The 22,838-nt window shown below is 71.2% G+C and carries 23 protein-coding genes; 10 read left to right on the forward strand and 13 right to left on the reverse strand.

The annotated features are described in order from the left end of the window. The first annotated feature begins 111 nt into the window (after nucleotides 1–111). The 3 genes from ACFVUT_RS25480 (at nucleotide 112) to ACFVUT_RS25490 (ending at nucleotide 2,728) form a co-directional block, all read left to right on the forward strand. The gene (locus tag ACFVUT_RS25480; RefSeq protein WP_389654172.1) at nucleotides 112–1,131 is read left to right on the forward strand and encodes an NADP-dependent oxidoreductase; all 1,020 of its coding nucleotides are present in this window, start codon (nucleotides 112–114) and stop codon (nucleotides 1,129–1,131) included. Between the two features lie 180 nt (nucleotides 1,132–1,311). Beyond that, on the forward strand, nucleotides 1,312–2,106 hold the full coding sequence (locus ACFVUT_RS25485) for an EI24 domain-containing protein (protein WP_389654174.1): 795 nt from the start codon (nucleotides 1,312–1,314) through the stop codon (nucleotides 2,104–2,106). Between the two features lie 13 nt (nucleotides 2,107–2,119). Then, entirely contained in the window at nucleotides 2,120–2,728 is a 609-nt protein-coding gene (locus ACFVUT_RS25490; RefSeq protein WP_389654176.1) for a LysE family transporter, read from the forward strand. 22 nt (nucleotides 2,729–2,750) lie between these two features. Here ACFVUT_RS25490 and ACFVUT_RS25495 read toward each other — a convergent pair whose 3' ends face one another. Together ACFVUT_RS25495 and ACFVUT_RS25500 are read right to left on the reverse strand one after the other, a co-directional pair. Then, nucleotides 2,751–4,706: a flavin monoamine oxidase family protein gene (locus ACFVUT_RS25495; RefSeq protein WP_389654178.1), complete on the reverse strand. Its 1,956-nt coding sequence runs from the start codon at nucleotides 4,704–4,706 to the stop codon at nucleotides 2,751–2,753. 119 nt (nucleotides 4,707–4,825) lie between these two features. Beyond that, on the reverse strand, nucleotides 4,826–5,431 hold the full coding sequence (locus ACFVUT_RS25500; protein ID WP_389654180.1) for a TetR/AcrR family transcriptional regulator: 606 nt from the start codon (nucleotides 5,429–5,431) through the stop codon (nucleotides 4,826–4,828). Nucleotides 5,432–5,580: 149 nt separating this feature from the next. Between ACFVUT_RS25500 and ACFVUT_RS25505 the strand changes: the two genes are divergently transcribed. Then, nucleotides 5,581–8,052 (forward strand): beta-glucosidase, encoded by a 2,472-nt coding sequence (locus ACFVUT_RS25505; protein ID WP_389654182.1) that lies wholly within the window; start codon nucleotides 5,581–5,583, stop codon nucleotides 8,050–8,052. 115 nt (nucleotides 8,053–8,167) lie between these two features. Here ACFVUT_RS25505 and ACFVUT_RS25510 read toward each other — a convergent pair whose 3' ends face one another. Further along, a complete protein-coding gene (locus ACFVUT_RS25510; RefSeq protein ID WP_389654184.1) occupies nucleotides 8,168–9,181 on the reverse strand; it encodes an aldose epimerase family protein in 1,014 nt (337 codons plus the stop codon). A gap of 11 nt (nucleotides 9,182–9,192) precedes the next feature. After that, nucleotides 9,193–10,098 carry an SGNH/GDSL hydrolase family protein gene (locus tag ACFVUT_RS25515; RefSeq protein WP_389654186.1) on the reverse strand — a complete coding sequence of 302 codons (906 nt, stop codon included), beginning with the start codon at nucleotides 10,096–10,098 and terminating at the stop codon, nucleotides 9,193–9,195. Between the two features lie 349 nt (nucleotides 10,099–10,447). Between ACFVUT_RS25515 and ACFVUT_RS25520 the strand changes: the two genes are divergently transcribed. Further along, a complete protein-coding gene (locus ACFVUT_RS25520) occupies nucleotides 10,448–10,942 on the forward strand; it encodes a DUF3145 domain-containing protein (protein ID WP_389654188.1) in 495 nt (164 codons plus the stop codon). 119 nt (nucleotides 10,943–11,061) lie between these two features. Here the strand turns inward: ACFVUT_RS25520 and fabF are convergent, their stop codons facing one another. The 5 genes from fabF to ACFVUT_RS25545 all read right to left on the reverse strand — a co-directional run bounded on the left by fabF (nucleotide 11,062) and on the right by ACFVUT_RS25545 (nucleotide 15,933). Beyond that, complete coding sequence (fabF, locus tag ACFVUT_RS25525; protein ID WP_389654190.1) at nucleotides 11,062–12,324, reverse strand: beta-ketoacyl-ACP synthase II; 1,263 nt, start codon at nucleotides 12,322–12,324, stop codon at nucleotides 11,062–11,064. A gap of 76 nt (nucleotides 12,325–12,400) precedes the next feature. Then, nucleotides 12,401–12,649 (reverse strand): acyl carrier protein, encoded by a 249-nt coding sequence (locus tag ACFVUT_RS25530; RefSeq protein WP_024490626.1) that lies wholly within the window; start codon nucleotides 12,647–12,649, stop codon nucleotides 12,401–12,403. 65 nt (nucleotides 12,650–12,714) lie between these two features. Further along, nucleotides 12,715–13,716: a ketoacyl-ACP synthase III gene (locus tag ACFVUT_RS25535; RefSeq protein ID WP_389654192.1), complete on the reverse strand. Its 1,002-nt coding sequence runs from the start codon at nucleotides 13,714–13,716 to the stop codon at nucleotides 12,715–12,717. Between the two features lie 13 nt (nucleotides 13,717–13,729). After that, nucleotides 13,730–14,644, reverse strand: a complete 915-nt coding sequence (locus tag ACFVUT_RS25540) for an ACP S-malonyltransferase (protein ID WP_389654408.1) — start codon at nucleotides 14,642–14,644, stop codon at nucleotides 13,730–13,732. Nucleotides 14,645–14,733: 89 nt separating this feature from the next. Next, nucleotides 14,734–15,933 carry a PucR family transcriptional regulator gene (locus tag ACFVUT_RS25545; protein ID WP_389654194.1) on the reverse strand — a complete coding sequence of 400 codons (1,200 nt, stop codon included), beginning with the start codon at nucleotides 15,931–15,933 and terminating at the stop codon, nucleotides 14,734–14,736. A gap of 118 nt (nucleotides 15,934–16,051) precedes the next feature. Between ACFVUT_RS25545 and ACFVUT_RS25550 the strand changes: the two genes are divergently transcribed. After that, on the forward strand, nucleotides 16,052–16,708 hold the full coding sequence (locus ACFVUT_RS25550) for a pirin family protein (protein ID WP_389654196.1): 657 nt from the start codon (nucleotides 16,052–16,054) through the stop codon (nucleotides 16,706–16,708). 174 nt (nucleotides 16,709–16,882) lie between these two features. Beyond that, nucleotides 16,883–17,527 carry a dihydrofolate reductase family protein gene (locus ACFVUT_RS25555; protein WP_389654198.1) on the forward strand — a complete coding sequence of 215 codons (645 nt, stop codon included), beginning with the start codon at nucleotides 16,883–16,885 and terminating at the stop codon, nucleotides 17,525–17,527. Nucleotides 17,528–17,560: 33 nt separating this feature from the next. On the opposite strand, the gene ACFVUT_RS25560 is transcribed toward ACFVUT_RS25555, so the two are convergent. Then, entirely contained in the window at nucleotides 17,561–18,151 is a 591-nt protein-coding gene (locus tag ACFVUT_RS25560) for a GNAT family N-acetyltransferase (RefSeq protein ID WP_389654200.1), read from the reverse strand. A gap of 230 nt (nucleotides 18,152–18,381) precedes the next feature. On the opposite strand from ACFVUT_RS25560, the gene ACFVUT_RS25565 reads away from it, so the two are divergent. Together ACFVUT_RS25565 and ACFVUT_RS25570 are read left to right on the forward strand one after the other, a co-directional pair. Next, complete coding sequence (locus ACFVUT_RS25565) at nucleotides 18,382–19,386, forward strand: winged helix-turn-helix domain-containing protein (protein WP_389654202.1); 1,005 nt, start codon at nucleotides 18,382–18,384, stop codon at nucleotides 19,384–19,386. Nucleotides 19,387–19,567: 181 nt separating this feature from the next. Then, the gene (locus ACFVUT_RS25570; RefSeq protein ID WP_389654204.1) at nucleotides 19,568–20,245 is read left to right on the forward strand and encodes a C39 family peptidase; all 678 of its coding nucleotides are present in this window, start codon (nucleotides 19,568–19,570) and stop codon (nucleotides 20,243–20,245) included. A gap of 94 nt (nucleotides 20,246–20,339) precedes the next feature. Here the strand turns inward: ACFVUT_RS25570 and ACFVUT_RS25575 are convergent, their stop codons facing one another. Beyond that, the gene (locus tag ACFVUT_RS25575; RefSeq protein ID WP_389654206.1) at nucleotides 20,340–20,606 is read right to left on the reverse strand and encodes a DUF397 domain-containing protein; all 267 of its coding nucleotides are present in this window, start codon (nucleotides 20,604–20,606) and stop codon (nucleotides 20,340–20,342) included. Beyond that, a complete protein-coding gene (locus tag ACFVUT_RS25580) occupies nucleotides 20,566–21,414 on the reverse strand; it encodes a helix-turn-helix transcriptional regulator (protein ID WP_389654208.1) in 849 nt (282 codons plus the stop codon). The genes ACFVUT_RS25575 and ACFVUT_RS25580 overlap by 41 nt, the downstream gene beginning before the upstream one ends. 85 nt (nucleotides 21,415–21,499) lie before the next feature. Here ACFVUT_RS25580 and ACFVUT_RS25585 point away from each other — a divergent pair, with 85 nt between their 5' ends. Next, a complete protein-coding gene (locus ACFVUT_RS25585; protein ID WP_389654210.1) occupies nucleotides 21,500–21,991 on the forward strand; it encodes an ATP-binding protein in 492 nt (163 codons plus the stop codon). On the opposite strand, the gene ACFVUT_RS25590 is transcribed toward ACFVUT_RS25585, so the two are convergent. Continuing rightward, entirely contained in the window at nucleotides 21,951–22,772 is an 822-nt protein-coding gene (locus ACFVUT_RS25590) for a serine hydrolase domain-containing protein (RefSeq protein WP_389654212.1), read from the reverse strand. The genes ACFVUT_RS25585 and ACFVUT_RS25590 overlap by 41 nt on opposite strands. Nucleotides 22,773–22,838 lie beyond the last annotated feature (66 nt).

Consider the following 22,838-nt stretch of genomic DNA (forward strand, 5'->3'; position numbering starts at 1 on the left):
AAAGAGCATTGTTGTTTCACATCATGAAGCATTTCGGCTTCCCCGGGCCGGCCCCCACCGGCCGGGTGAAGCCTCCCCCACCTCGTAAGGCATTGAGGAGACCCCGAGCCCATGTCTGATGCACTTCCCACGTCCAGCCGCGAATGGCACCTCGTCGCCCGCCCCCACGGCTGGCCGAAGGCGGAGGATTTCGCGCTGCGTGAGGCCCCGGTCTCCGCTCCCGGCGAGGGCCGCGTCCTCGTCCGCAATCTGCACTTCTCGGTCGACCCGTACATGCGCGGCAGGATGAACGACGTGAAGTCGTACACCCCGCCCTTCAAGCTCGACCACCCCATGGACGGCGGGGCGGTCGGCGAGGTCATCGCGTCGAACGCGGCGGGCATCGCGGTCGGCGACCACGTCCTGCACGGCCTCGGCTGGCGTGAGTACGCGGAGGTCCCGGCCGAGCGCGCCGTGAAGGTCGACGCGTCGCTCGCCCCGCTCTCCGCCTACCTCGGCGTGCTCGGCATGACCGGGCTCACCGCCTACGCGGGCCTCTTCGAGGTCGCCTCCTTCAAGGAGGGCGACGCCGTGTTCGTCTCCGGCGCGGCCGGTGCGGTCGGCAGCCAGGTCGGCCAGATGGCGAAGCTGAAGGGCGCCTCGCGGGTGATCGGCTCGGCCGGCTCCGACGAGAAGGTCAAGCTGCTCGTGGAGGAGTACGGCTTCGACGCGGCCTTCAACTACAAGAACGGCCCCGTCGCCGAGCAACTGCGCGAGGCCGCCCCCGACGGCATCGACATCTACTTCGACAACGTCGGCGGCGAGCACCTCGAAGCGGCGATCTCCTCCCTCAACGTGCACGGCCGCGTCACCGTCTGCGGAATGATCGCCCAGTACAACGCCACCGAGCCGACCCCCGGCCCGCGCAACCTCGCCCTGGTCATCGGCAAGCGCCTGCGCATCCAGGGCATGCTCGTCGGCGACCACGCCGCACTCCAGCCGCAGTTCGTCCAGGAGGTCGCCGGCTGGCTGGCCTCGGGCGAGCTGAAGTACCGCGAGACCTTCGTCGAAGGCATCGAGAACGGCTTCGACGCCTTCACGGGCCTGCTGCGCGGCGAGAACACCGGAAAGATGATCGTGTCCCTCGCCTGACCGTCCGCACCCTCCGCACCGCCCGGAAGCGGCCGAGGGCCGCACCCCGCGAAGGTGCGGCCCTCGGCCGTGCACCGGGCACGCCACTGCCTCGGCCGCGCACCGGACACACCGCGACCCCACCCCGCACGGACACACCGCGGCGGGAGGGGCCGCGGCGTCCACCAGTACGCTGACGCCATGCGTGATCTAGGGGCGGGCTTCGGCTACTTGATACAGGGACAGCGATGGGTCGGCCGGCACGGCCGCTGGTTCGGCTTCGGGCTGCTGCCCGGACTCATCACCCTCGTCCTGTACGCGGCTGCCCTCGTCGGCCTCGCCTACGGCGCCGACGACCTGGTGTCCTGGGCGACCCCGTTCGCCGACGACTGGTCGTCACCCTGGCTCGGTCTGCTCCGCAACACCCTGACCGTGCTGGTCTTCGCGCTCGGACTCTTCCTCGCCGTGATCACGTTCACCGCCGTGACGCTGCTGGTCGGCCAGCCCTTCTACGAATCGCTCTCCGAACAGGTCGACCGGACGGAGGGCGGCGAGGTCCCCGAGTCCGGGCTGCCGCTCTGGCGGGACCTGTGGATCTCCGCCCGCGACAGCGTCCGCATCCTGGTGCGGGTGGGGCTGTACTCGGTGCTGCTCTTCGCCCTCGGATTCATCCCGGTCGTCGGTCAGACCGTCGTCCCCGTGATCGGCTTCTGCGTCACCGGCTACTTCCTCACCGAGGAGCTCACCGCCATCGCGCTCCAGCGCCGCGGCATGGTCCTGAAGGACCGGCTCGCCCTGCTGCGCGGGCGCCGCATGCTGACCCTCGGCTTCGGCGTACCGCTGGGACTCGCCTTCCTCGTCCCGTTCGTCGCCGTGTTCCTCATGCCGGGAGCCGTCGCCGGAGCCACCCTGCTGGCGCGGGATCTGGTGGCGGGGAACCCGGTGGCGCCCGACGAGGACGCGGCCCCCGCACCGTACGTCCTCGACAAGGACTGAGGGGCCCCGCGCCGTGGCCGAGGTCGTCGCTGTCGCCGTCATCACCGTCCTCGCCGTGATCAGCCCGGGCGCGGACTTCGCGATGGTCGTCCGCAACAGCCCTCTCCACGGCCGTACGACGGGACTGCTGTCCGCCGTCGGCGTCGCCGCCGGCGTGCTCGTCCACGTCACGTACACGATGCTCGGCATCGGGCTGCTGATCGCGTCCTCGACCGCGCTGTTCACCGCGATCAAGCTGATCGGCGCGGCCTATCTCGTCTACATCGGGGTGCGGACCTTCCTCGCCCGCGGCGATCTCGACGTCGACCTGGATTCCGGGCCGCGGCTGACCCGGCTCGGGGCGCTGCGCACCGGCTTCCTCACCAACGCGCTGAACCCCAAGACGACGCTCTTCGTCGTGTCGACCTTCACCCAGGTCGTCGGCCCCGCGACCGGCCTGTGGCAGCAGGCCGGATACGGACTGTTCATGTCCGTCGCCCATCTCGGCTGGTTCGGCCTGGTCGCGCTGTTCTTCTCGCACGCGCGGCTGCGGACCGCGATGCTGAAGTGGCAGAAGGTCCTCAACCGGGGCATCGGATCGGTGCTCGTCGGACTGGGCGTCACCCTGGGCCTGGCCCGCTGAGCGACGCCCGTCCGGGCACGGGTCAGCTGGTGTGGACCTCCAGCGCGGACCTGACCGCCGACTCCAGGGCCCCCTCGATCCAGGCCGGCTTGACCGAGGTGTGGCAGCCGGCGAAGTGCAGCGGCCCCTCGACCGACCGCACATCGGCGAACAACTCGGTGTGCTGGCCCGGCAGCAGCACCGAGGCCTCACCGTAGGCGTACGGGTCGCGCATCCACGACTGGGTGGCGCCGACGCCCGTGTAGAAGACCTCGACGCGCTGCCCGTAGACGTCCTGCACCCCGCCCAGGGCGTGCGGGTAGCGCTCGTTGTCGTCCAGCGAGTCCCACTTCAGCGCGTCGTCGGCCCAGCTGTACGAGGCGAGGACGACGCCGCCCGCGCTGCCCTCCACCGGGTGGGACGGCTGGAACATGAAGCGGTTGGGGTTGTCGGTGACCGATCCGCCGCCGATGACATGCGCCGCCGCGGGCTGGTTGCGGGCCGCCGCCCGGTACGCCGCGTAGTGCACGCGCTGGTCGGGCGGGAGATGGCCCGGAGGTACGGACGGGTGGGCGCCCAGCAGCGAACCGTCGGCGGGCGCCCTGCCCAGGCGGTAGGCGTCGTACAGGCCGGGCTTGATCTTCTCCAGCTCGGTCTTCCAGTCCTTCTCCTCGAACTCCCACCAGCGGCGGCTGAATTCGAGCAGGACCTTGGTCGCCGCGTCGTAGTGGATCTCGGTGATCGCGCGCCGCTTGCCGTAACTGAGCGCGGGCGAGACGGGGATGTGGCGCAGCCCGGAGAACGGCACGGTGACGATCGCCCGGTCGCCGGTGAACGTCTCGCGCACGAGCCGCTTGCCGTCGCGGCCCTCGGACACCGTCTCGACCCGGACGCTGCCCGGGCCGTAGCTGATCCTGGTGGCGCGGCGGTCCAGCCGCACCAGGTCCTTGACCCGGGCGTACATCGCGTCGGCCAGTGTGGCCGTGCCGTCCGGCAGTTCGAAGAACGCGGTGTCCGGGCTGATCAGCGAGGCTCCGATGAAGCTGTGCACAAAGGCGAGATGGAGCCGCGAGGTGAGGTTCTCGACGGTGCCGACGAGGTCGATGGTGCGCTCGTCGAGCTTGGCCGCCTCGGTCAGGAAGCGGAACATCGACCAGTGCCCGTACCTCTGGATGACCCGTGCCCAGCCCTCGACGAGCTCGTGGCCCTCCTTGCCCTCGAACTCCTTGCGTACGGGCGCGAATGCCTCCCGCACGATCGTCGCGGCGGTCTTGTTCTCGTACTCCGCCGGAACCCCGAACGAGCGGTTGACCGCCCGCGGCCTCGCCGCGTAGTCGGCCTTGCGCATCCGGATGCCGTTCACATGGATCCAGGTGCGGTTCGCCGGGCGGCCCTCGGCATCGACATCGACCAGGTAGAAACGGCGCCGCTTCAGACCGAAGCCGTCCATGAGCCCGGTGACGAGCGGGTGGCTGTCGGGGATCCGCATGGCGCCGGCCTCGGCGTACTGCTTCGGGTCGGCGAACGGGGCCTTCGCGTGCTCGTGGCCGCCCGCACGGAACGTCTTGATCCGGCCGCCGACGCGGTTGCCGTTGGCCTCGATCACGGTGACGGTGTGTCCGGCGTTCCGGAGCAGGTGGGCGGCGGTGAGCCCGGCCGGGCCGGCGCCGACGACCAGCACCTTCTTGGGGGCCTTGCGGCTGCGCGGCAGGCCCTTGGACAGCAGGATGTCGCGGTAGTGCGGGACCAGCGGCTGGTCCTGTTCGTCGCGTACGAGGATGGCGCGGGCGACGGACAGGCAGGCGTCCCAGTCCGAGCCGGTGGCCGCGGGCGCCAGTACGGGCGCGGGTGCGGCGGGCGCGGCGGGGGTTCCCGGCGCGGCGGCGCGTGCGGAACCCGCGGCGGTCGCGGCAAGGGCTGCGGCGCCGGCTGCGGCACCCGTGATCAGGGTGCGCCGGGCGGGCTGGCCGGAAGAGGCTCCGGAGGGCGTGGAATTCATGCGCCCCACCCTGGGGTGCCCGGCGCGGTGCCTTTGGCCCGGACGCGCGTAGACCGCTCGGAAATCACCCGCAGGTGGCGCTCGACGCCCTCGCCGTACGGGAGTTGTCGCAGGTCATGTCATGATTGGGGGTTCTCGGGGGTGCCCGGTTCGGCCGGTCCCTCCGGTTGCAACAGGGTCAGCAGGTCCTGGAAGGCCGCCGGCATGTCCACCGCGTCCGGATCCAGCAGCCACTGGTACTGAAGCCCGTCCATCACCGCCACCAGCAGCGGCGCCGCGCGCTCCGGCGTCAGGCCGCCGGGCAGCCGCTCGCCGTACTTCGCGCGCAGCATCGCCGCCATGTCCGCCCGGACCTGGGTGTACCGGTGCGTGAAGAACTCCCGTGCCGGATGACCCTCCGTCACGCTCTCGCCGAGCAGCGCCGAGAACGTCTGGACGATGCCCGGCCGCATCACGTTGTACTCGACGAGGGAGCCCAGCAGATCGATCCGCCAGGTGCCGTCGCTCCGGGTGCCGCCCCCGGTGTCCCACTGGTCGCGCTCCTCCAGTACCGCGACGAGCAGCGCCTCCTTGGTCGGGAAGTAGTGCAGGAGACCCTGCTGGCTGAGGCCGACCCGCTCGGCGACGGCGCTCAGCGAGGCGCCGCGATAACCGCGCTCGGCGATCACTTCGAGAGTGGCGCGAAGAATCTCCGCCCGCCGCTCCGCGCTTCTGGCCCGCACCATCCCGGCCCCTTCCGGTGCTCATCGGTCCTCGCCCGAGGACCGTACGCCATCCCCACGCGTAACGGACCAGTAACGAAGCCTACTGCTCTACCGGTAAAAGAGTCACTATGGAGACCTTCAGTGCAGGAACCCGACGAGGAGGTACGGCCGTGGCAGGCGCGACCCCATCCATCCACCCCGATGCGGCCCGCGAGGCCGCGGTCGACGCGGCGCTGGCCGCCCTGGGACTCGACGACAAGGCGCGGTTGCTGGCCGGCCAGGACATGTGGTCGCTGCCCGCCCTCCCCGCGATCGGGCTGCGCTCCCTGGTGATGTCCGACGGGCCGATCGGTGTCCGCGGGGTGGCCTGGAGCGCCGACGACCCGTCCGTGGCGCTGCCCTCGCCGACCGCGCTCGCCGCGACCTGGGATCCCGCCCTGGCCCGCCGGGCCGGCCGGCTGCTCGCCCAGGAGGCCCGCCGCAAGGGGGTGCACGTCCTCCTCGCCCCGACCGTGAACCTCCACCGGTCGCCGCTCGGCGGGCGCCACTTCGAGACGTACAGCGAGGACCCGTACCTCACCGGAGAGATCGGCACCGGCTACGTGCGGGGCGTGCAGGAGGGCGGTGTCGGCACGACCGTCAAGCACTTCGTCGCCAACGACGCCGAGACCGACCGCTTCACGGTCGACAACATCCTCGCCCCGCGCACGCTGCGCGAGATCTACCTCGCCCCGTTCGAACGGATCGTCAAGAACGCCCACCCGTGGGGCATCATGGCCGCGTACAACCAGGTCAACGGCTCCACCATGACCGAGCACCGCTATCTGCAGAACGCGGTGCTGCGCGGCGAATGGGGCTTCGACGGCTACATCGTCTCCGACTGGCTCGCCGCCCGCTCCACCGCCGCCGCCGTCAACGGCGGTCTGGACGTCGCCATGCCGGGGCCCAGGACGGTGTACGGGAAGGCACTCGCCGACGCCGTACGGGCCGGTGAGGTCGAGGAGTCCGTCGTCGACGGAGCGGTACGCAACGTGCTGCGGCTGGCCGCCCGCGTCGGCATCCTGGACGGCGCCCCGCCCGTCGTCGACGCGTCCGGCCTTCCCGAGGCCGTCGACGGCGACGCCCTGGCCCGCGAGATCGCCCGCCGCTCCTTCGTGCTCGTGCGCAACGAACGCGCCGCCCTGCCCGTCGACCCGGCCGCCGTCCGCAAGGTCGCGCTCAGCGGGGCGCTCGCCCGCGACGCCCGGGTCCTCGGCGGCGGCTCCGCCCAGGTCTTCCCGCACCACATCGTCACGCCGCTGGACGGCCTCACCGCCGCTCTGCCCGAGGGCGTCCTCGACTACCGCGTCGGCGCCGACCCGAACAACGAACTGACCCCCGCCGAGCAGGGCTTCGACCTCAGGGCCATCTGCTACGACGCCTCCGGCACCGTCATTGGCTCGGCCCCGCTGCGCGGCGGCACCGTCCAGTGGACCGGCACCGAGTTCCCCGAGGGCGTGACCGCCGCGACGCTGCACAGCGTCGAGATCACCGGCACCTTCGTCCCGCGTGACGGCGGCGAGCACGTCTTCGGCACCCGCGGCACCGGAGCGCTCCGCTTCACCGTGGCGGGCGAGACCCTGTACGACGAGGTCCACCGGGTCACCGGCTCCACCGACCCGGGCGAGGCATTCTTCGGCAACCCCCTGGAGCGCGGCCGGGTCGCCCTCGCCGCGGGCGAACCCGTCGAGGTCTCGCTGCGCCAGGTCCCCGACACCCTGGGCGAGGACGCACCGATCCCGGGCGTCTCGTTCTCCCTCTGCCACCTCGGCCCGCGCCGCGATCCCGAGGAGCTGATCGCCGAAGCCGTCGAGTCGGCCCGGACCGCGGACACCGCGATCGTCGTCGTCGGCACCACCGAACGCGTCGAGTCCGAGGGCTTCGACCGCACCGACCTGAGGCTCCCCGGCACCCAGGACGACCTCGTCAGGGCCGTCGCCGCCGTCAACCCGAACACCGTCGTGATCGTCAACTCCGGCTCCCCGGTGGAGCTCCCGTGGCGCGACGAGGTCGCCGCGGTCCTGCTCAGCTGGTTCCCCGGCCAGGAGGCGGGCCACGCGCTCGCCGACGTCCTGCTCGGAGCCGATGAGCCGGGCGGCCGGCTCCCGACCACCTGGCCGGTCGTGCTCGCCGACGTCCCGGTCGCCTCCACCACCCCGACCGGTGGCGAACTCCACTACGAGGAGGGCGTCTTCGTCGGCTACCGGGCCTGGGAGAAGGCGGGCACCGCGCCCGCGTACCCCTTCGGCCACGGACTCGGCTACACCACCTGGGAGTACGAGAGCCTGACGGCCGGCCCCGACACCGCCACCGTCCGCCTCCGCAACACCGGAACCCGGCCCGGCGCCGAGACCGTCCAGCTCTACCTGGCCCCCCGCGACGACACCGCCGAACGCCCGGCCCGTTGGCTGGCCGGCTTCGCACGCGTCGAGGCGGCGCCCGGCGAGAGCGTCGAGGCCGTGATCCCGCTGGAGCGGCGCGCGTACGAGATCTGGGACGAAACGGCGTACGACTGGACCCTCGTCCCCGGCACGTACGAGGTGCAGGCGGCCCGCTCGCTCGGTGATGTCCGCCTCACGACGGCCGTGGACGTCAAGGAGTAGCCGCCGGCAGCGGCCCCAGTACGGGAGAGCCCCGGCATCCGACCCCGCTCCGGGGCTCTCCTCAGGCCGCGCGTCCCGCCGACGCGCCTCGGCCACCCCCTGAAGAGCCTGTCGGTCACCCGACAGGCTCTGTGCGCACCCCGAATCCGTACACCGTCGTCGAGACGTACTCCTCGCCCGGCCGCAGCACCGTGCTCGGGAACTCGGGCCGGTTCGGGGAGTCCGGGAAGTGCTGGGTCTCCAGTGCGATCCCGGCACACGGCACGAACGGCCGGCCGTCGAAGTGGTCCGCCGTGTACAGCTGCATCCCCGGTTCCGTCGTGGTGACGGTCAGGACGCGCCCCGACGCCGCGTCGTACAGCTCGGCCACCGGATCCGTCCCGGACCCGTCCAGCACGAAGTTGTGGTCGTAGCCCGTGCCGACCGGCTTCGGCTCACGGAAGTCGAACCGGGTTCCCTCCACCGGCAGGAACTCGCCCGTCGGCAGCGACTCGGCATCCGCCGGAGTGATCCGCCCGGCCGCGATCCGCAGCACCTGCCCGAGCGCGCTGCCGCTGTCGTCGCCCGCGAGGTTCCAGTACGTGTGGTTCGTCAGATTCAGCACCGTCGGGGCGTCCGTCGTCGCCCGGTAGGCGATCCGCAGCGCCCCGCCCTCGTCCAGCGTGTACGCCGCCGACACCGTCAGACGGCCCGGGAAGCCCTCTTCGCCGTCCTCCGAGACCAGGGAGAGCCGGACGCCGCCGGCCACCTCCCGCGCCTCCCACACCCGCTTGTCGAAGCCCCGGGCCCCACCGTGCACATGGTTGTGCCCCTCGTTGCGCGTCACCTGGTGTGTGCGCCCGTCGAGTTCGAAACGGGCGCCGCCGATCCGGTTCGCGTACCGCCCGACCAGCGCGCCGAAGTACGGACCCGTGTGGTGCTCGTACCCGGCGAGGTCCGGCAGCCCCAGCGCGACACCCGCCCGCGACCCGTCCCGGCCGGGTACCTCGACCGACTGCACGATGCCGCCGTACGTCAGGACACGCACCCGCGTGCCGTCCCGCTCCAGCGTCCAGCGGTCCACGGCGGTGCCGTCCGCGAGCGTGCCGAATGCTTCCCTGCGCACTGCCGTGCTCGAACTCGTGTCCATGATCACAAACCCTACGCCGGGGGCCGGACCGCGGTGACATTGCGGTACGCGATCTCCGCCAGCCGCGCCTGGCCGTTGCGCCCCGGATGGAACCAGTCCCACCGGCTGAGCTGCTTGTCCGTGAACCGGTAGTCGAAGACCGCCCCGCCGTCGTACCGGCAGCGCAGGTCCTTCGCGCAGACCTTGCGCAGCACGTCGTTGTACGCCACGACCCGCTCCCGCACCGAGGCCCGCCGGGCCACGGCGCCCGCACCCATGTCGTCCGCCTCGCCCAGCATCGACTGACAGATCCCCAGCTTCCAGATCTGCTTGCCCAGCGCGTTGCCGCGCCCCGTCGACCAGAGCCGCTTGAGATCCGGCACGCTCGACACGTACACCTGCGCCTTCGGTGCCGCGGCCCGCAACTGACGCATCGACGCCTCGAACGACGCCCGGAAGTCCGCCACCGGCGTCATGAGCCGCACGGAGTCCCGGCAGGCGTCGTTGGCGCCGATCATCACCGTCACCAGGTCCGGCTTCTCCTTCGCCGCCAGCGCCATCTGCTCCGGCAACTGCGCGATCCTGGCCCCCGTCTCGGCATGGTTCCAGCTGCGCCCGGCGGCCCCCGACGCACCCAGCAGCCGCACGGCGAGGCTGCGCACCTCGCTGTCCGTACCGGTCGCCCAGGACACCTCCGGACAGTCCGCCAGCACCGAACAGGCATCGAATCCGCGGGTGATGGAGTCACCGACGGCGGCCACCGATCCCGGGCTGCGGTCCCAGACCGGAGCGGACCTGGCCGACGGACGTCGCTTTTCGGCCGCCGGCTTACCGCTCGTCCCGTCGCAGCCCGTCAGCGCGGCCGTGCCGAGCAACGAGACGGTCGCCAGGACGGCTGCCACGGTGCGTGAACGACGGCGGGCGGAACGATCCTGCATCCCTGGTCCCCTCGGTTATGCCCCCGGCAACCCCTGGTGGCACCGGTCGGAAGGCCCGGCCGCCCCGCAGGGTGAAAGCTGAGCGAATGATGGGCCCGGGACCGACGGTACGTCACACCCCGGACGCCGCCGCGCGGTAGCTTTTCCTCGTCGGACCAGCGGCGCACCCCCTCACCCGGCTCCAGTCGGGTGGCATTCCGAAAATCACATCACGTCACATACTGCCCCTTTTCAGGAGATTCACCCCGATGCTGTTTACTGATGACAACCTCGGGGACCGGCCGAGAAGAGACGGTACGGGCGCGAGGCCGCTGGGGAAGGCGAACTTCGTCCCACACTGGAGGTCCCGGTGACGACACGTGGAGTTCTGTACGTACACTCCGCACCGCGAGCGCTCTGCCCCCATGTCGAATGGGCGGTGGCGGGTGTCCTCGGTGTGCGGGTCCAGTTGGACTGGATCAGACAGCCGGCCGCGCCCGGCACCTGGCGCTCCGAGTTCTCCTGGCAGGCCGCGCCCGGCACGGCGTCGCAGCTGGCCTCCGCGCTGCGCGGGTGGGATCTGCTGCGCTTCGAGGTGACGGCCGAGCCGAGCCCCACGACGGAGGGCGAGCGCTACAGCTCCACGCCCGAGCTGGGCATCTTCCACGCCGTCACCGGCATGCACGGCGACATCCTGGTGCCGGAGGACCGGCTGAGGGCGGCGCTGGCACGGTCCGAGCGGGGCGAGAGCGACCTGGCGGCCGAGATCGCCAAGCTGCTCGGCAAGCCGTGGGACGACGAACTGGAGTCCTTCCGCCACGCGGGAGAGGGAGCGCCGGTGCGGTGGCTGCACCAGGTGGTGTGAGCCCGTGACCGGGACCGCCGTCCCGGGCATGGCCCCGGGCCCCGCCTCCCGGCAACGGACGAAGCCCGCCTCCCCGACCGGGGAAGCGGGCTTCGGCGTACCGGGACGCGGAGCGGGTGTCAGACGCTGCGGAACGCCAGGACGACGTTGTGTCCGCCGAACCCGAACGAGTTGTTGATCGCGGCGATCGACCCCTCGGGCAGCGGACGCGGCTTGTCGCGTACGACGTCCGCCTCGACCGCCTCGTCGAGGTTCTCGACGTTGGTCGTGGGCGGAGCCATCCGGTGGTGCAGCGCCAGGACCGTCGCGACGGTCTCGATGCCTCCGGCGCCACCGAGGAGGTGACCGGTCATCGACTTCGTCGCGGAGATCGCGACGTGGTCGAGGTCGTCACCCAGGACCTTGCGCAGCGCCTTCAGCTCCGCGACATCGCCCTGCGGCGTCGACGTGGCGTGCGCGTTGAGGTGCACGACCTCCGACGGCTTGAGGTCCGTCTGGTCCAGCAGGTTCTGCAGCGCGGTGGCGATGCCGCGGCCGGTCGGCTCCGGCTGCGCGATGTGGTGGGCGTCCGCGGACAGTCCCTGTCCCAGCACCTCGCAGTAGACCTTGGCGCCCCGCGCGGCGGCGTGCTCCGCGGACTCCAGGACGACGACCCCGGCACCCTCGCCGAGGACGAAGCCGTCACGGCCCGTGTCGTACGGACGCGACGCCTTCTGGGGCTCGTCGTTGTTCTTGGACATCGCCATCATGTTGGCGAACGCCGCGATCGGCAGCGGGTGGATGGCCGCCTCGGTGCCACCGGCGAGGACCACGTCGGCACGGCCGGTGCGGATCATCTCGACGGCGTACCCGATGGCCTCGGCGCCCGAGGCGCACGCGGAGACCGGGGTGTGCACACCGGCCTGGGCGTTGACCTCCAGGCCGACGTTGGCGGCCGGGCCGTTCGGCATGAGCATGGGCACGGTGTGCGGGGAGACGCGGCGTACGCCCTTCTCCTTCAGCACGTCGTACTGGTCGAGCAGGGTGGTCACGCCGCCGATGCCGGAGGCGATGACCGTGCCCAGACGCTCGGGCCGGACCGTTTCGTCCTCACCGGCCTTGCCGGTGAAGCCGGCGTCCGCCCAGGCCTCGCGGGCCGCGATCAGCGCGAACTGCGCCGAGCGGTCCAGCTTGCGGGCGAGCGGGCGGGGCAGGACGTCGCCCGGGTCGACGGCCGCGACGGCGGCGATCCGGACGGGGAGTTCGGCGAAACGCTCGCCCTCAAGAGGCTTGACGCCGGAACGACCGGCCATCAGACCTTCCCAGGTCGACGCCGAGTCGCCACCCAGCGGAGTGGTTGCGCCGATACCGGTGACGACCACGGTGCGATTGGTCGAGTTCACTGGAAAATCTTCTCCACGTGTAGAGGGTCGTGAATCAGCGGCGCCACCGCCGGGTGGCGACACAGAGCCGGCTTGATCAGGCCTGGTGCTTGAGGATGTAGTCGGCAGCGTCGCCGACCGTCTTGAGGTTCTTGACGTCCTCGTCGGGGATCTTGACGTCGAAGCGCTCCTCGGCGGCGACGACGACCTCGACCATGGACAGCGAGTCGACGTCCAGGTCGTCGGTGAAGGACTTGTCCAGCTGGACGTCCTCGACCGGGATACCGGCGATCTCGTTGACGATCTCGGCGAGACCGGTGACGATCTCTTCCTGAGTGGCGGCCATGTTGGCGCTCCTTCGATGTTTATCTGCAGTGGTTCGGACGTCCGGGCCGAAATGGCCTGGTGTGCCTAGGGGAGGGTAACGACCGTCGCGGCGTAGACGAGACCCGCCCCGAAGCCGATGACGAGCGCGGTGTCGCCGCTCTTCGCCTGACCGGTCGCCAGGAGCCGCTCCATGGCGAGCGGAATCGAGGCGGCGGAGGTGTTGCCGGTGGTCTCCACGTCACGGGCGACCGTGACGTGCTCCGGCAGCTTGAGGGTCTTCACCATCGAGTCGATGATCCGCATGTTGGCCTGGTGCGGAATGAAGACGTCCAGGTCTTCCGGGGCGATGCCGGCCGCGTCCAGCGCCTGCTGGGCGACCTTCGCCATCTCGAAGACGGCCCAGCGGAAGACCGCCTGGCCCTCCTGCGTGATGGCCGGGAACTTCTCCGGGCTTCCGTCCCGGTACTCGTCCCACGCCACGGTCTGCTTGATGGTCTCGGACTTGTCGCCCTCGGAGCCCCAGACCGTCGGGCCTATGGCAGGCTCCTTGGAGGGGCCGACGACGACCGCGCCGGCGCCGTCGCCGAAGAGGAAGGCCGTCGCACGGTCCTCCTTGTCGGTGAGGTCGCTGAGCCGCTCCACGCCGATGACGAGGACGTACTCCGCCGAACCCTCGACGATCATGCCCTTGGCGAGGGTCAGCCCGTAGCCGAAGCCCGCGCAGCCGGCCGAGATGTCGAAGGCGGCGGGCTTGCCCGCGCCGACCTTGTGGGCGATCTCGGTCGCGACGGCCGGGGTCTGCTTGAAGTGCGAGACGGTGGAGACGATCACGGCGCCGACCTGCTCGGGAGTGATCCCGGCGTCCGCGATGGCCTTCCCGGACGCCTCCACGGACATCGCGGCCACGGTCTCCTCCTCGGAGGCCCAGTGGCGGGTGGCGATGCCGGAGCGCGAGCGGATCCACTCGTCGGACGAGTCGATCGTTTCGAGGATCACCTCGTTCGGCACGACCCGCGTCGGACGGTAGCCGCCGACACCGATGATGCGCGCGTACGGGGCGCCCTGGCTGGGCTTGATCTTCGACATGCTCTCGGGCTCCTTAGGCGCCCGCGTGCTCGGTGATGAGCGCGCGGGCCGCGTCGAGGTCGTCGGGGGTCTTGAGCGCGAGGGTCTGCACACCGGGCATGGCGCGCTTGGCGAGACCCGTGAGGGTGCCCCCGGGGCACGTCTCGATGAGCGCCGTGACACCCAGCTTCTTGAAGGTCTCCATGCACAGGTCCCAGCGGACCGGGTTGGCCACCTGGCCGACCAGCCGGGAGATGACCTCGTCGCCGAACGCGACCGTCTCCCCGTCGGCATTCGAGACATATGTCACGGCCGGGTCGGTGATCTTCAGCTCCAGGGCGGCTTCGCGCAGCCGCTCGACCGCGGGCGCCATGTGGTGCGTGTGGAACGCGCCGGCGACCTTGAGCGGCACCACCCGGCGCACGCCCTCGGGCTTGTCCTCGGTCAGCGCGGTGATCTGCGCGACGGTCCCCGCGGCGACGATCTGACCGGCCCCGTTGACGTTCGCCGGGGTCAGACCGAGCTTCTCCAGGTGCGGGAGGGTGACCTCGGGCTCGCCGCCGAGCAGTGCCGCCATGCCGGTCTCGGTGACCGCCGCGGCGTCGGCCATGGCGAGCCCACGGGCCCGCACGAGACGGAGTGCGGCTTCGTCGCCGATGACTCCGGCGTAGGCGGCTGCGGTGATCTCTCCCACGCTGTGACCTGCGACGATGTCGGGCGACGCGTTGAGTGCGGCGGCGGACAGCAGACCGGCGGCGACCAGCAGCGGCTGCGCCACCGCGGTGTCACGGATCGTTTCCGCGTCGGCCTCGGTGCCGTAGTGGGCGAGATCGAGCCCGATGGCGTCGGACCAGGCCGCGATGCGGTCGGCGGCGCCGGGGAGTTCGAGCCAGGGAGTCAGGAAGCCGGGCGTCTGGGCGCCTTGGCCGGGAGCGACGAGTACGAGCACCCTCACACTCTCTCTTGTGAACGGTCCGGAACGCCCGTGGGGACAGGGACGAAGAACCGCGGGGGGAATTGTTGATGTCCGACAAAAGTCTAGGACTGAGGATCTCTGGCGGCCAAGCGCCCCAGGATCAGGGCGATTCGGAGGGTGAACGCCGAGCGGACATCGGAGGGCGACCATCCGGTGACGTCAGTCACACGTCGAAGCCGGTAGCGCACGGTGTTGGGGTGAACGAAAAGCATTCTGGCCGCGCCTTCCAGGCTGCTCGCCTGTTCCAGATAGACACTCAGGGTCTCCAGGAGCGCGGAACCCGCTTCTTCCAGCGGTCTGTAGATCTCCTCCACCAACTGGGCCCGTGCGGCAGGGTCGCCCGCCATCGCGCGCTCCGGCAGCAGATCGTCCGCCAGCACCGGGCGCGGGGCGTCCTGCCAGGCACCGCACGCCTTCAGCCCGGCCGCCGCCGCCTGCGCGGACCGGGTGGCCGCCAGCAGGTCGGGCACCACGGGCCCGGCGACGACGGGACCTGCCGCGTACGGGCCGATCAGCGCCTTCGCGACATGCAGCGGGTTGTCGCTGCCGCCCGCGATGACGACCAGCCGGTTGCCGAGCACCCCGGTCAGGACCTGGAGCTTCGCGTGCCGGGCGGCCCGCCGGATCGCCTCCACGGTCAGCTCGCTGTCGCCGTCCGGGGCCGTACCGAGCACCACGCAGACGTGCTCGGGTGAGTTCCAGCCGAGCGCCGCGGCGCGTGACACGGCACCCTCGTCGGCCTCGCCGGACAGCACCGCGTTCACCACGAGCGATTCCAGCCGGGCGTCCCAGGCGCCGCGGGCCTCGGCGGCCTGCGCGTACACCTGGGCGGTCGCGAAGGCGATCTCCCGCGCGTAGACGAGCAGCGCCTCACGCAGCACCGACTCGTCGCCGGGCGCGGCGACCTCCTCGATCGCGGCCTCCATGACCTCGATCGTCGTCCGCACCATCTCCACGGTCTGCCGCAGGGTGATCGCCCGGGTCAGCTCGCGCGGAGCCGTGCCGAACACATCGGTGGAGATGGCCTGCGGTGTCTCCGGATGCCGGAACCACTCGGTGAACGCCGCGATCCCGGCCTGGGCCACCAGGCCGATCCAGGACCGGTTCTCCGGAGGCATCGCCCGGTACCACGGCAGCGACTCGTCCATGCGGGCGATCGCGTTCGCGGCCAGTCGGCCGGAGGACTGTTCAAGGCGTTTCAGCGTCGCGGCATGCAGGTGGGCGGCGTTCGCGGCGGGCTGCTCAGGATCGGGTCGGGGCACGGACACAAGACTGCCTCATCGGGCGACCCGCACGGAGAGCCGGGGCGGTCGCGGGTCGTACCGCCCGGTAACGACGTGAGGCGCGGGGGTTGTGGCCGCGCCGGGCTACCGTGGGCGGGTGATATCCGTACAGCGCTCCGACGACCGCTTCACGGGCGGGGACGAGGCGGTCGGCATCGAGTCGCTGCACGCCTTCTCGTTCGGCACCTTCTACGACCCGGACAACCTCCGCTTCGGCGCGGTGCTGGCCTGCAACGAGGAACGGCTCGCACCCGGCGCGGGCTTCGACGAACACCCGCACAGCCACACGGAGATCGTCACCTGGGTCGTCGAGGGCGAGCTGACCCACCGCGACTCGACCGGTCACGCCACCGTCGTACGGGCCGGGGACCTTCAGCACCTCAGCGCCGCGGCGGGCGTCCGGCACGTCGAACGCAACGACGGCGACGGTCCGCTCACCTTCATCCAGATGTGGCTGGCACCGCTCGAACCGGGTGGCGAACCCGCGTACACGAGCGTTCCCGGCATCGCCGACTCCACCCCGTACGCCCTCCCGGAGGCGGGCGCCATGCTGCACGTGCGCAGACTCGCCGAGGGCGGGCGCACGGCGGTGCCGGACGCGGCGCGGGCGTACGTGCACGTGGTGGCCGGGGGTGTGCGGATCGGCGGCGAGGAGCTGGGGCCGGGCGACGCGGCGCGGATCACGGGGGAGCAGGGCCTGGAACTGGAGGCGGCCGAGCCGTCCGAGGTGCTGATCTGGGAACTGTCGGCCTGATCCGACGGGACGGGACCACGGGCGGCCCGCATCCAGGCCGGTCACGGACGCGGCGATTCCAGGCCGGTCATGGACGCGGCGATTCCAGGCGGGTCACGGACGCGGCGATGAGTTCTGCCGGCCCGAAGAGTCTGCTCACTGTTATCGACGTCATCGACGACGCAGGAGGAACGCGTGGCTCAGTTGCTGAGAGTCCAGAACTTCAATGTTTCCAGTGACGGGATCGGGGCCGGTGAGGACCAGAGCTTCGAGAGGCCGTTCGGCCACGTCGATCCCGAGCGGCTGTTCGCCTGGGCCGGCGCCACGGCGAGCTGGCCCATGCGCACCGACCCCGGGGGGAGCCGGGGCCTCGACGACCACCTCACCCGGGACTACGCGCGCCACATCGGCGCCGAGATCATGGGCCGCAACAAGTTCGGGCCCCAGCGCGGGCCCTGGAACGACCACGAGTGGCGCGGCTGGTGGGGCGACGAGCCCCCGTTCCGCACCCCGGTGTTCGTCATGACCCACCACACACGTCCTTCGTACACGCTGTCCGACACCACGTTCCACTTCGTCGACGGGGATCCGGTCACGGTCCTCCAGCAGGCGCGGGAGGCGGCCGGGGGCAAGGACGTCCGGCTCGGCGGCGGAGCCACCACCATCCGGCAGTTCCTCGACGCCGGCCTCGTCGACACCCTGCATGTGGCGGTCTCGCCGGTGAAGCTCGGATCCGGGGTACGGCTCTGGGAGTCCCCCGATGAGCTGCTCGACCGCTACCACCTGGACGTCGTGCCCAGCCCGAGCGGCGTGGCGCACCACCTGTTCTGGCGGAAGTGACCCAGCGCCCGCCCGGGGATGCCGGCGCGGGCGCTACCGGTCCGCGCCCCGGCGCCACATCGACCACATCGGCGGCCCCGCCCGGAACGACATCTCCTGCTGCACCATGAAGCCGTGCCGCCGGTAGAAGGTCAGATTGCGGCGGTTGCTCGACTCCAGGAACACCGGCCGCCCGTCCGCGTCCGCCTGCTCCAGCAGCCTGCCGAGCACCTGAGACCCGCGCCCCGTGCCGCGCGCGTCCGCATGGGTGCCGATGTACTCGACGTACCAGTGCGCGGGCCCGGCCGGGTGGCGGCGCTCCAGCGCGAGCAACCGCATCCCGGTCCGGGGCAGCTGGGCCCGGCCCGCGCGCAGGAGCGTGCCCGCGTTGCGCAGCAGATGGCTCACCGGCAGCTTCCACTTCCCGGGCTCCGCCCACACGGCCGCCACCGTGCGGTCCGGATCGGTCCACACCCGGCCCGCCGGGACCTGCTGCGCCAGATGCGCGGTGAACAGCAGCCGCAGCCGCCGGTCCCGGTCGTGCGGCATCAGCCAGGACCAGACGGGGTCCTCGGCGTAGGCACTGGCGAGTACGGAAGCGAGCGCCGGGACGTCGGACGCGGCGGCGCGGACTATGTCGGCCATGGCCGAGGAGGGTAGCGGTTCCCCGGGCCGCGGGCACGGCTTCCAAGGTCGCCCGTTGCCCCACGCGCTGTGCGTGGCGCGGGGTACGGCGAGGCTCCCCGTCCCCCGAGTGAGTGCATGCACGCCGTTCCGGGAACCGGGAGCGGTGCCGCCGGGATCCCTCCTTACGGGGCAGGGCGCCCTGTTCGGCCTCCCGCCTCCCTGTGAAAGCACGGCATGTCGGGGGAAAGATGCTGCGGTTACATTTCACGGACGCCGATCTGGCGAAGGTCTGGGTCGCGTCGGGACCGGACCCGCTCTGGGAGACGGTCCTCGGGGTGCAACTCCTGTCGCGGCACGGTCCGCGTTCCTTCGGCGAGTGGCGGCGCCGAGCGCGTGCGGAGCTCCAGCGCAGGGGCGCCGGTGGCCCGGCCCGGCTGGTGGGTGCCGCGGCCCCTCCGGCGAGCTACTTCCCGGACTTCCTGACACCGCCCGAGGGCGGGCACGGGCTGGTGGCGGGCCTGGACGCACTGCGGGCCACCCCCTCGGACCGACTGCGCCGGGAGCTGGCGCGCTCGGCCCGCACCAGGCACCTGCCACGCTGGTTCGCGGGTCTCGCCGCCGGTGAGCGGAGCCACCTCGACGAACTGGCCGATGCCATGCGGCGGGTGCATGACACCGTTGTCCGTCCCGACTGGACGCGGGTGGCCGCCACCGTGGAGGCGGACCGGATGGTCCGGGCCCGCGCCCTGCGCGACGGAGGCGTCACCGGTCTGCTGGAGTCGCTGCGGCCCGCGCTGGACTGGCGGCCCCCGACGCTCCACGTGCGCTACCCGGAGGGCCGCGACCTCCATCTCGGCGGCCGGGGTCTGTGCCTGGTTCCGTCCTTCTTCTGCCACGGCAGCCCGGTCGCGCTCGCCGACCCGACACTGCCGCAGGTGCTCGTCTACCCGATCTCGCGGACGGAGGGCCCCGAAGCCGTGCCGCTCGGCGCGGACCGGAGGCGCAGGCAGCTCGCGGGGCTTCTCGGCCGCACCCGTGCCCGTGTGCTGACCGCGCTCCAGGACTCGGCGACCACGGGCGAGTTGGCGCGCGTGCTGCGCATCTCCGCGGCCTCGGCGAGCGAACACGTCCGCGCCCTGCGGGAGGCCGGACTCGTCCACGACAACCGGGTCGGCGGGCGCGTCATCCATATCCTCACCCCGCTCGGAGCAGCGCTGCTGCACGGCGATCCGCAGCACCTGGGACCGGTCTGAGCGGCGGAATTCGGTGCTGTCCGAACGCCGTCGTCGCCAGGAACGCTCCGGACCGATGCTGGTACGGCAGCCGCGGGGCCGACACCGGAACCAAGGAGGCTCCGTCGCTCGCACCGACCAACACAGTCTCGTCGTAACGCCGTTCAGGTCGGCGATACGGCTCGGGGGAAGGAAACCGCTCATGACCACGACCGTCACCGAGCACCGCGGGGGCGCGTCGCGCCGCCGGGTGCGGCTCGCCGCAGCCACGATCACCGCGCTCGCCACGGCGGGCGTCCTCGCCACGGCGGGCAGCGCGGCGGCACAGTACCCGCCGCCGGAGGGCAACAGCTACCCGGCCAAGAAGACGCTGTCGGCGTACTCGTTCCAGACACAGTCGAAGTACTACTACTGCGGACCGGCCGCCACCCGTCTCGCACTGACCCAGCGGGGCAAGACCGTCAGTCAGAAGACCCTGGCGAAGGATCTTGAGGTCGAGACCCACGAACAGCAGACCGACAACATCGGCCTGGTGACCAAGGCGCTCAACAAGCGCCTGAAGACCTCCTGGTACGAGAGCAAGAAGATCAACGGCAACACCGCCAGCTCGGCCGCGGTCAAGCGCCTGAAGGCGGACATCAAGTACGACATCTACCGGGGCCATGTCATCGTGGCCAACGTCTACGGCACGGCGTACGACACGGCGGGCACGAAGCACACGTACAACCAGGGCCACTACCTGACCGTGGTCGGCTACACCAAGAGCGGTGACCGCGCGATCATCGAGGACATCGCGTACAAGTCCTCCAGCCGTCACCGTTACACCATGACCACGAAGAAGCTGGCGACGTGGATCGCGTCGAAGGGCTACTCGGCGTAGCGGATATCCCGCAGACCAGGGGGACAGGAAAGGGGCTCGGGACGACCATGGACGGTCGCCCCGAGCCCCCTCTGTCGCAGGGCCTCCGGTGACGTCAGCGGAGCCCGTCCACGAAGCTCTGCCAGGCGCCGGCCCCGATGGTCAGAACGGGACCGTCGGGGTTCTTGCTGTCACGGACGGGGACGGCGCAGGGGAGGCCGTCGGCCACCTCGACGCATTCGCCGCCGGTGCTTCCGCTGTAACTGGACTTGCGCCAGGCCGCACCGCCGGTGACGGTGCACTCGACGCATTCGCCGCCGGTGTTCCCGCTGTAACTGGACTTACGCCACCGCGCGTTCCTCAGGTCGGGACCGGTCTCCATAACGCTCCTCCATCACGCGGGTGATCAGGGCCGCCGAATTCTCCACGGAGAGGGCTGCGGCCTGCAAGTGAGCGTAACGGAGCGAGGCTTCCCTGACGGTGTCGGGGTTGGCCGTCATATGGCCGGAGATGACGTCCTCCGTGTAGACGATGTCGGGATCGTCGTCGAAACGCATGGCGGTGAACGACCCGGCGAGGCTGGCGTGTTCACCGGCCGCGAAGGGCAGCACCTGAATCCGCATCCAGCGCTGGTCGGTGAAGTCCAACAATCGCTGGAGTTGCTTTCGCATGACCTCGTGGCCACCGATCGGCCGGTGCAGCACCGCCTCGTCGAGGATGGTCCAGGCGAGCGGCGGCCGTTCCCGCTCCAGGATGCGCTGGCGTTCCATCCGGGCCGCCACCAGGCCGTCGAGATCGTCCGGCATGCCGGTGGCGAGCACCGCCCGCGCATACCCCTCCGTCTGCAACAGCCCGTACACCAACTGCGCCTGGTACGTGGAGATGTACGTGGCGCACGACTCCATCTCGGCGTACGGCTGGAACCAGGTCGGCAACTGGCTGCGCAGCACCAGGCCGATCAGCCGCGAGAACACCCCGTCCGTCCCGAGCGCGGCGTCCACCCGCTCGGAGAAGTCGCGGGTGGGGACCTTCTTCGTCGTCTCGATCTGGCCGATCAGCGAACCCGAGCAGAAGATGATGTCGCCGAGCTGGTGCTGTTTGAGGTTGTGGGCCTCTCTCTGGCGGCGCAGCTCCCAGCCGTAGTAGTCCAACGGTGAAGCGCTGGGGTCGAGTGACTGGATGTTGGGCACGACGGGGCACCTCCGGCGTTCAACGCCTCACGGCGTTCGTTTCGGAACGTAGCCGAGCGTAATCACTTCACTGCACGCTGGTGACATGAATCACGTAATTGATCCGAGGGTTGACGACCTGCCGGAGCCGACCTACCGCGGCGACTTCGCGATGGGCGAGCACTCGGCCCGGCATCTGCGCCGCATCCTGCGCCTCTACCTCACCGGCTGGGATCTCCTCGACCTGGCCGACGCGGCGGAGTTGGCGCTCACCGAGCTGATCGCCAATGTCGTGCGGCACGTCCCCGGCCGACGGTGCCGGACGCTCATCTTCCTGCTCCCGGCCGGGCGGGTGCGGGTCGAGGTCGCGGACGACTGCGCCGCACTGCCGTGTGTGACAGCGGGTGATGTCCTCGACGAGGGTGGGAGAGGGCTGATGCTGGTCGACGCCGTCACCGACTGCTGGGGTGCCGAACCGCGCCGCGACGGCAACGGCAAGACGGTGTGGTTCGAGTGCTGGACCAAGAGGGCGGCGGACCGGGCGGGAGAGCAGTGGCTCAGTGCCCGGAGCGGAGCTCCGCGAGCACCGCGTCCGTGAGGGGCGGCCACGCCTCCACGGCCCAGGGGCCGAAGGCGCGGTCGGTGAGCGCGACGCAGGCGGCGCCCGCGACCGGGTCGATCCACAGGAACGTGCCGGACTGGCCGAAGTGGCCGAAGGTCGCGGGCGACGAGGAACCGCCCGTCCAGTGCGGCGACTTGTGGTCCCGGATCTCGAAGCCGAGACCCCAGTCGTTGGGGTTCTGGTGGCCGTAGCCCGGCAGGACGCCCTTCAGGCCGGGGTGGACGACGGTCTGCGCGGCGAGCACCGTGCGCGGGTCGAGCAGCCGGGGTGCCTGCACCTCCGCCGCGAACCGTGCGAGATCGTCGACGGTCGAGACGCCGTCCTTGGCGGGCGAGCCGTCCACCGTCGTCGACGTCATCCCGAGCGGTTCCAGTACGGCCTGGCGCACGTACTCCGGGAACGGGATGTCGGTGGCCTTGGCGATGTGGTCGCCGAGCACCTCGAAGCCCGCGTTCGAGTAGAGCCGCCGGGTGCCCGGAGCGGCGGTGGCCCGGTGCTCGTCGAAGGCGAGCCCGCTGGTGTGGGCGAGCAGGTGCCGGACGGTGGAGCCCTCGGGCCCGGCCGGTTCGTCGAGTTCGACCGCGCCCTCCTCGTACGCCACGAGCGCCGCATAGGCCGCGAGCGGCTTGGTGACGGAGGCGAGCGGGAAGCGGTGCGCGGTCGGGCCGTGCGTACCGACGACGGTGCCGTCCGCCCGTACGACAGCGGCTGCCGCGGTGGGGACGGGCCAGTTCTCGATCATCGCCAGGCTGTGCATGTGTACGAGCGTAACGGGCACCGTCGTCGAGCCGGCGGCGGGCACGGTCCTCCAGCCCCTGCCGAC

Source organism: Streptomyces sp. NPDC058051 (genome assembly GCF_042885475.1).
Lineage (GTDB): Bacteria > Actinomycetota > Actinomycetes > Streptomycetales > Streptomycetaceae > Streptomyces.

Bases quoted from the DNA above. Each gene is read 5' to 3' on its own strand.
- ACFVUT_RS25480 (WP_389654172.1), top strand. From the start codon at position 112: ATGTCTGATGCACTTCCCACGTCCAGCCGCGAATGGCACCTCGTCGCC.
- ACFVUT_RS25485 (WP_389654174.1), top strand. From the start codon at position 1,312: ATGCGTGATCTAGGGGCGGGCTTCGGCTACTTGATACAGGGACAGCGA.
- ACFVUT_RS25495 (WP_389654178.1), bottom strand. From the start codon at position 4,706: ATGAATTCCACGCCCTCCGGAGCCTCTTCCGGCCAGCCCGCCCGGCGC.
- ACFVUT_RS25500 (WP_389654180.1), bottom strand. From the start codon at position 5,431: ATGGTGCGGGCCAGAAGCGCGGAGCGGCGGGCGGAGATTCTTCGCGCC.
- ACFVUT_RS25510 (WP_389654184.1), bottom strand. From the start codon at position 9,181: ATGGACACGAGTTCGAGCACGGCAGTGCGCAGGGAAGCATTCGGCACG.
- ACFVUT_RS25515 (WP_389654186.1), bottom strand. From the start codon at position 10,098: ATGCAGGATCGTTCCGCCCGCCGTCGTTCACGCACCGTGGCAGCCGTC.
- ACFVUT_RS25530 (WP_024490626.1), bottom strand. From the start codon at position 12,649: ATGGCCGCCACTCAGGAAGAGATCGTCACCGGTCTCGCCGAGATCGTC.
- ACFVUT_RS25535 (WP_389654192.1), bottom strand. From the start codon at position 13,716: ATGTCGAAGATCAAGCCCAGCCAGGGCGCCCCGTACGCGCGCATCATC.
- ACFVUT_RS25560 (WP_389654200.1), bottom strand. From the start codon at position 18,151: ATGGCCGACATAGTCCGCGCCGCCGCGTCCGACGTCCCGGCGCTCGCT.
- ACFVUT_RS25565 (WP_389654202.1), top strand. From the start codon at position 18,382: ATGCTGCGGTTACATTTCACGGACGCCGATCTGGCGAAGGTCTGGGTC.
- ACFVUT_RS25570 (WP_389654204.1), top strand. From the start codon at position 19,568: ATGACCACGACCGTCACCGAGCACCGCGGGGGCGCGTCGCGCCGCCGG.
- ACFVUT_RS25575 (WP_389654206.1), bottom strand. From the start codon at position 20,606: ATGGAGACCGGTCCCGACCTGAGGAACGCGCGGTGGCGTAAGTCCAGT.
- ACFVUT_RS25585 (WP_389654210.1), top strand. From the start codon at position 21,500: ATGAATCACGTAATTGATCCGAGGGTTGACGACCTGCCGGAGCCGACC.
- ACFVUT_RS25590 (WP_389654212.1), bottom strand. From the start codon at position 22,772: ATGCACAGCCTGGCGATGATCGAGAACTGGCCCGTCCCCACCGCGGCA.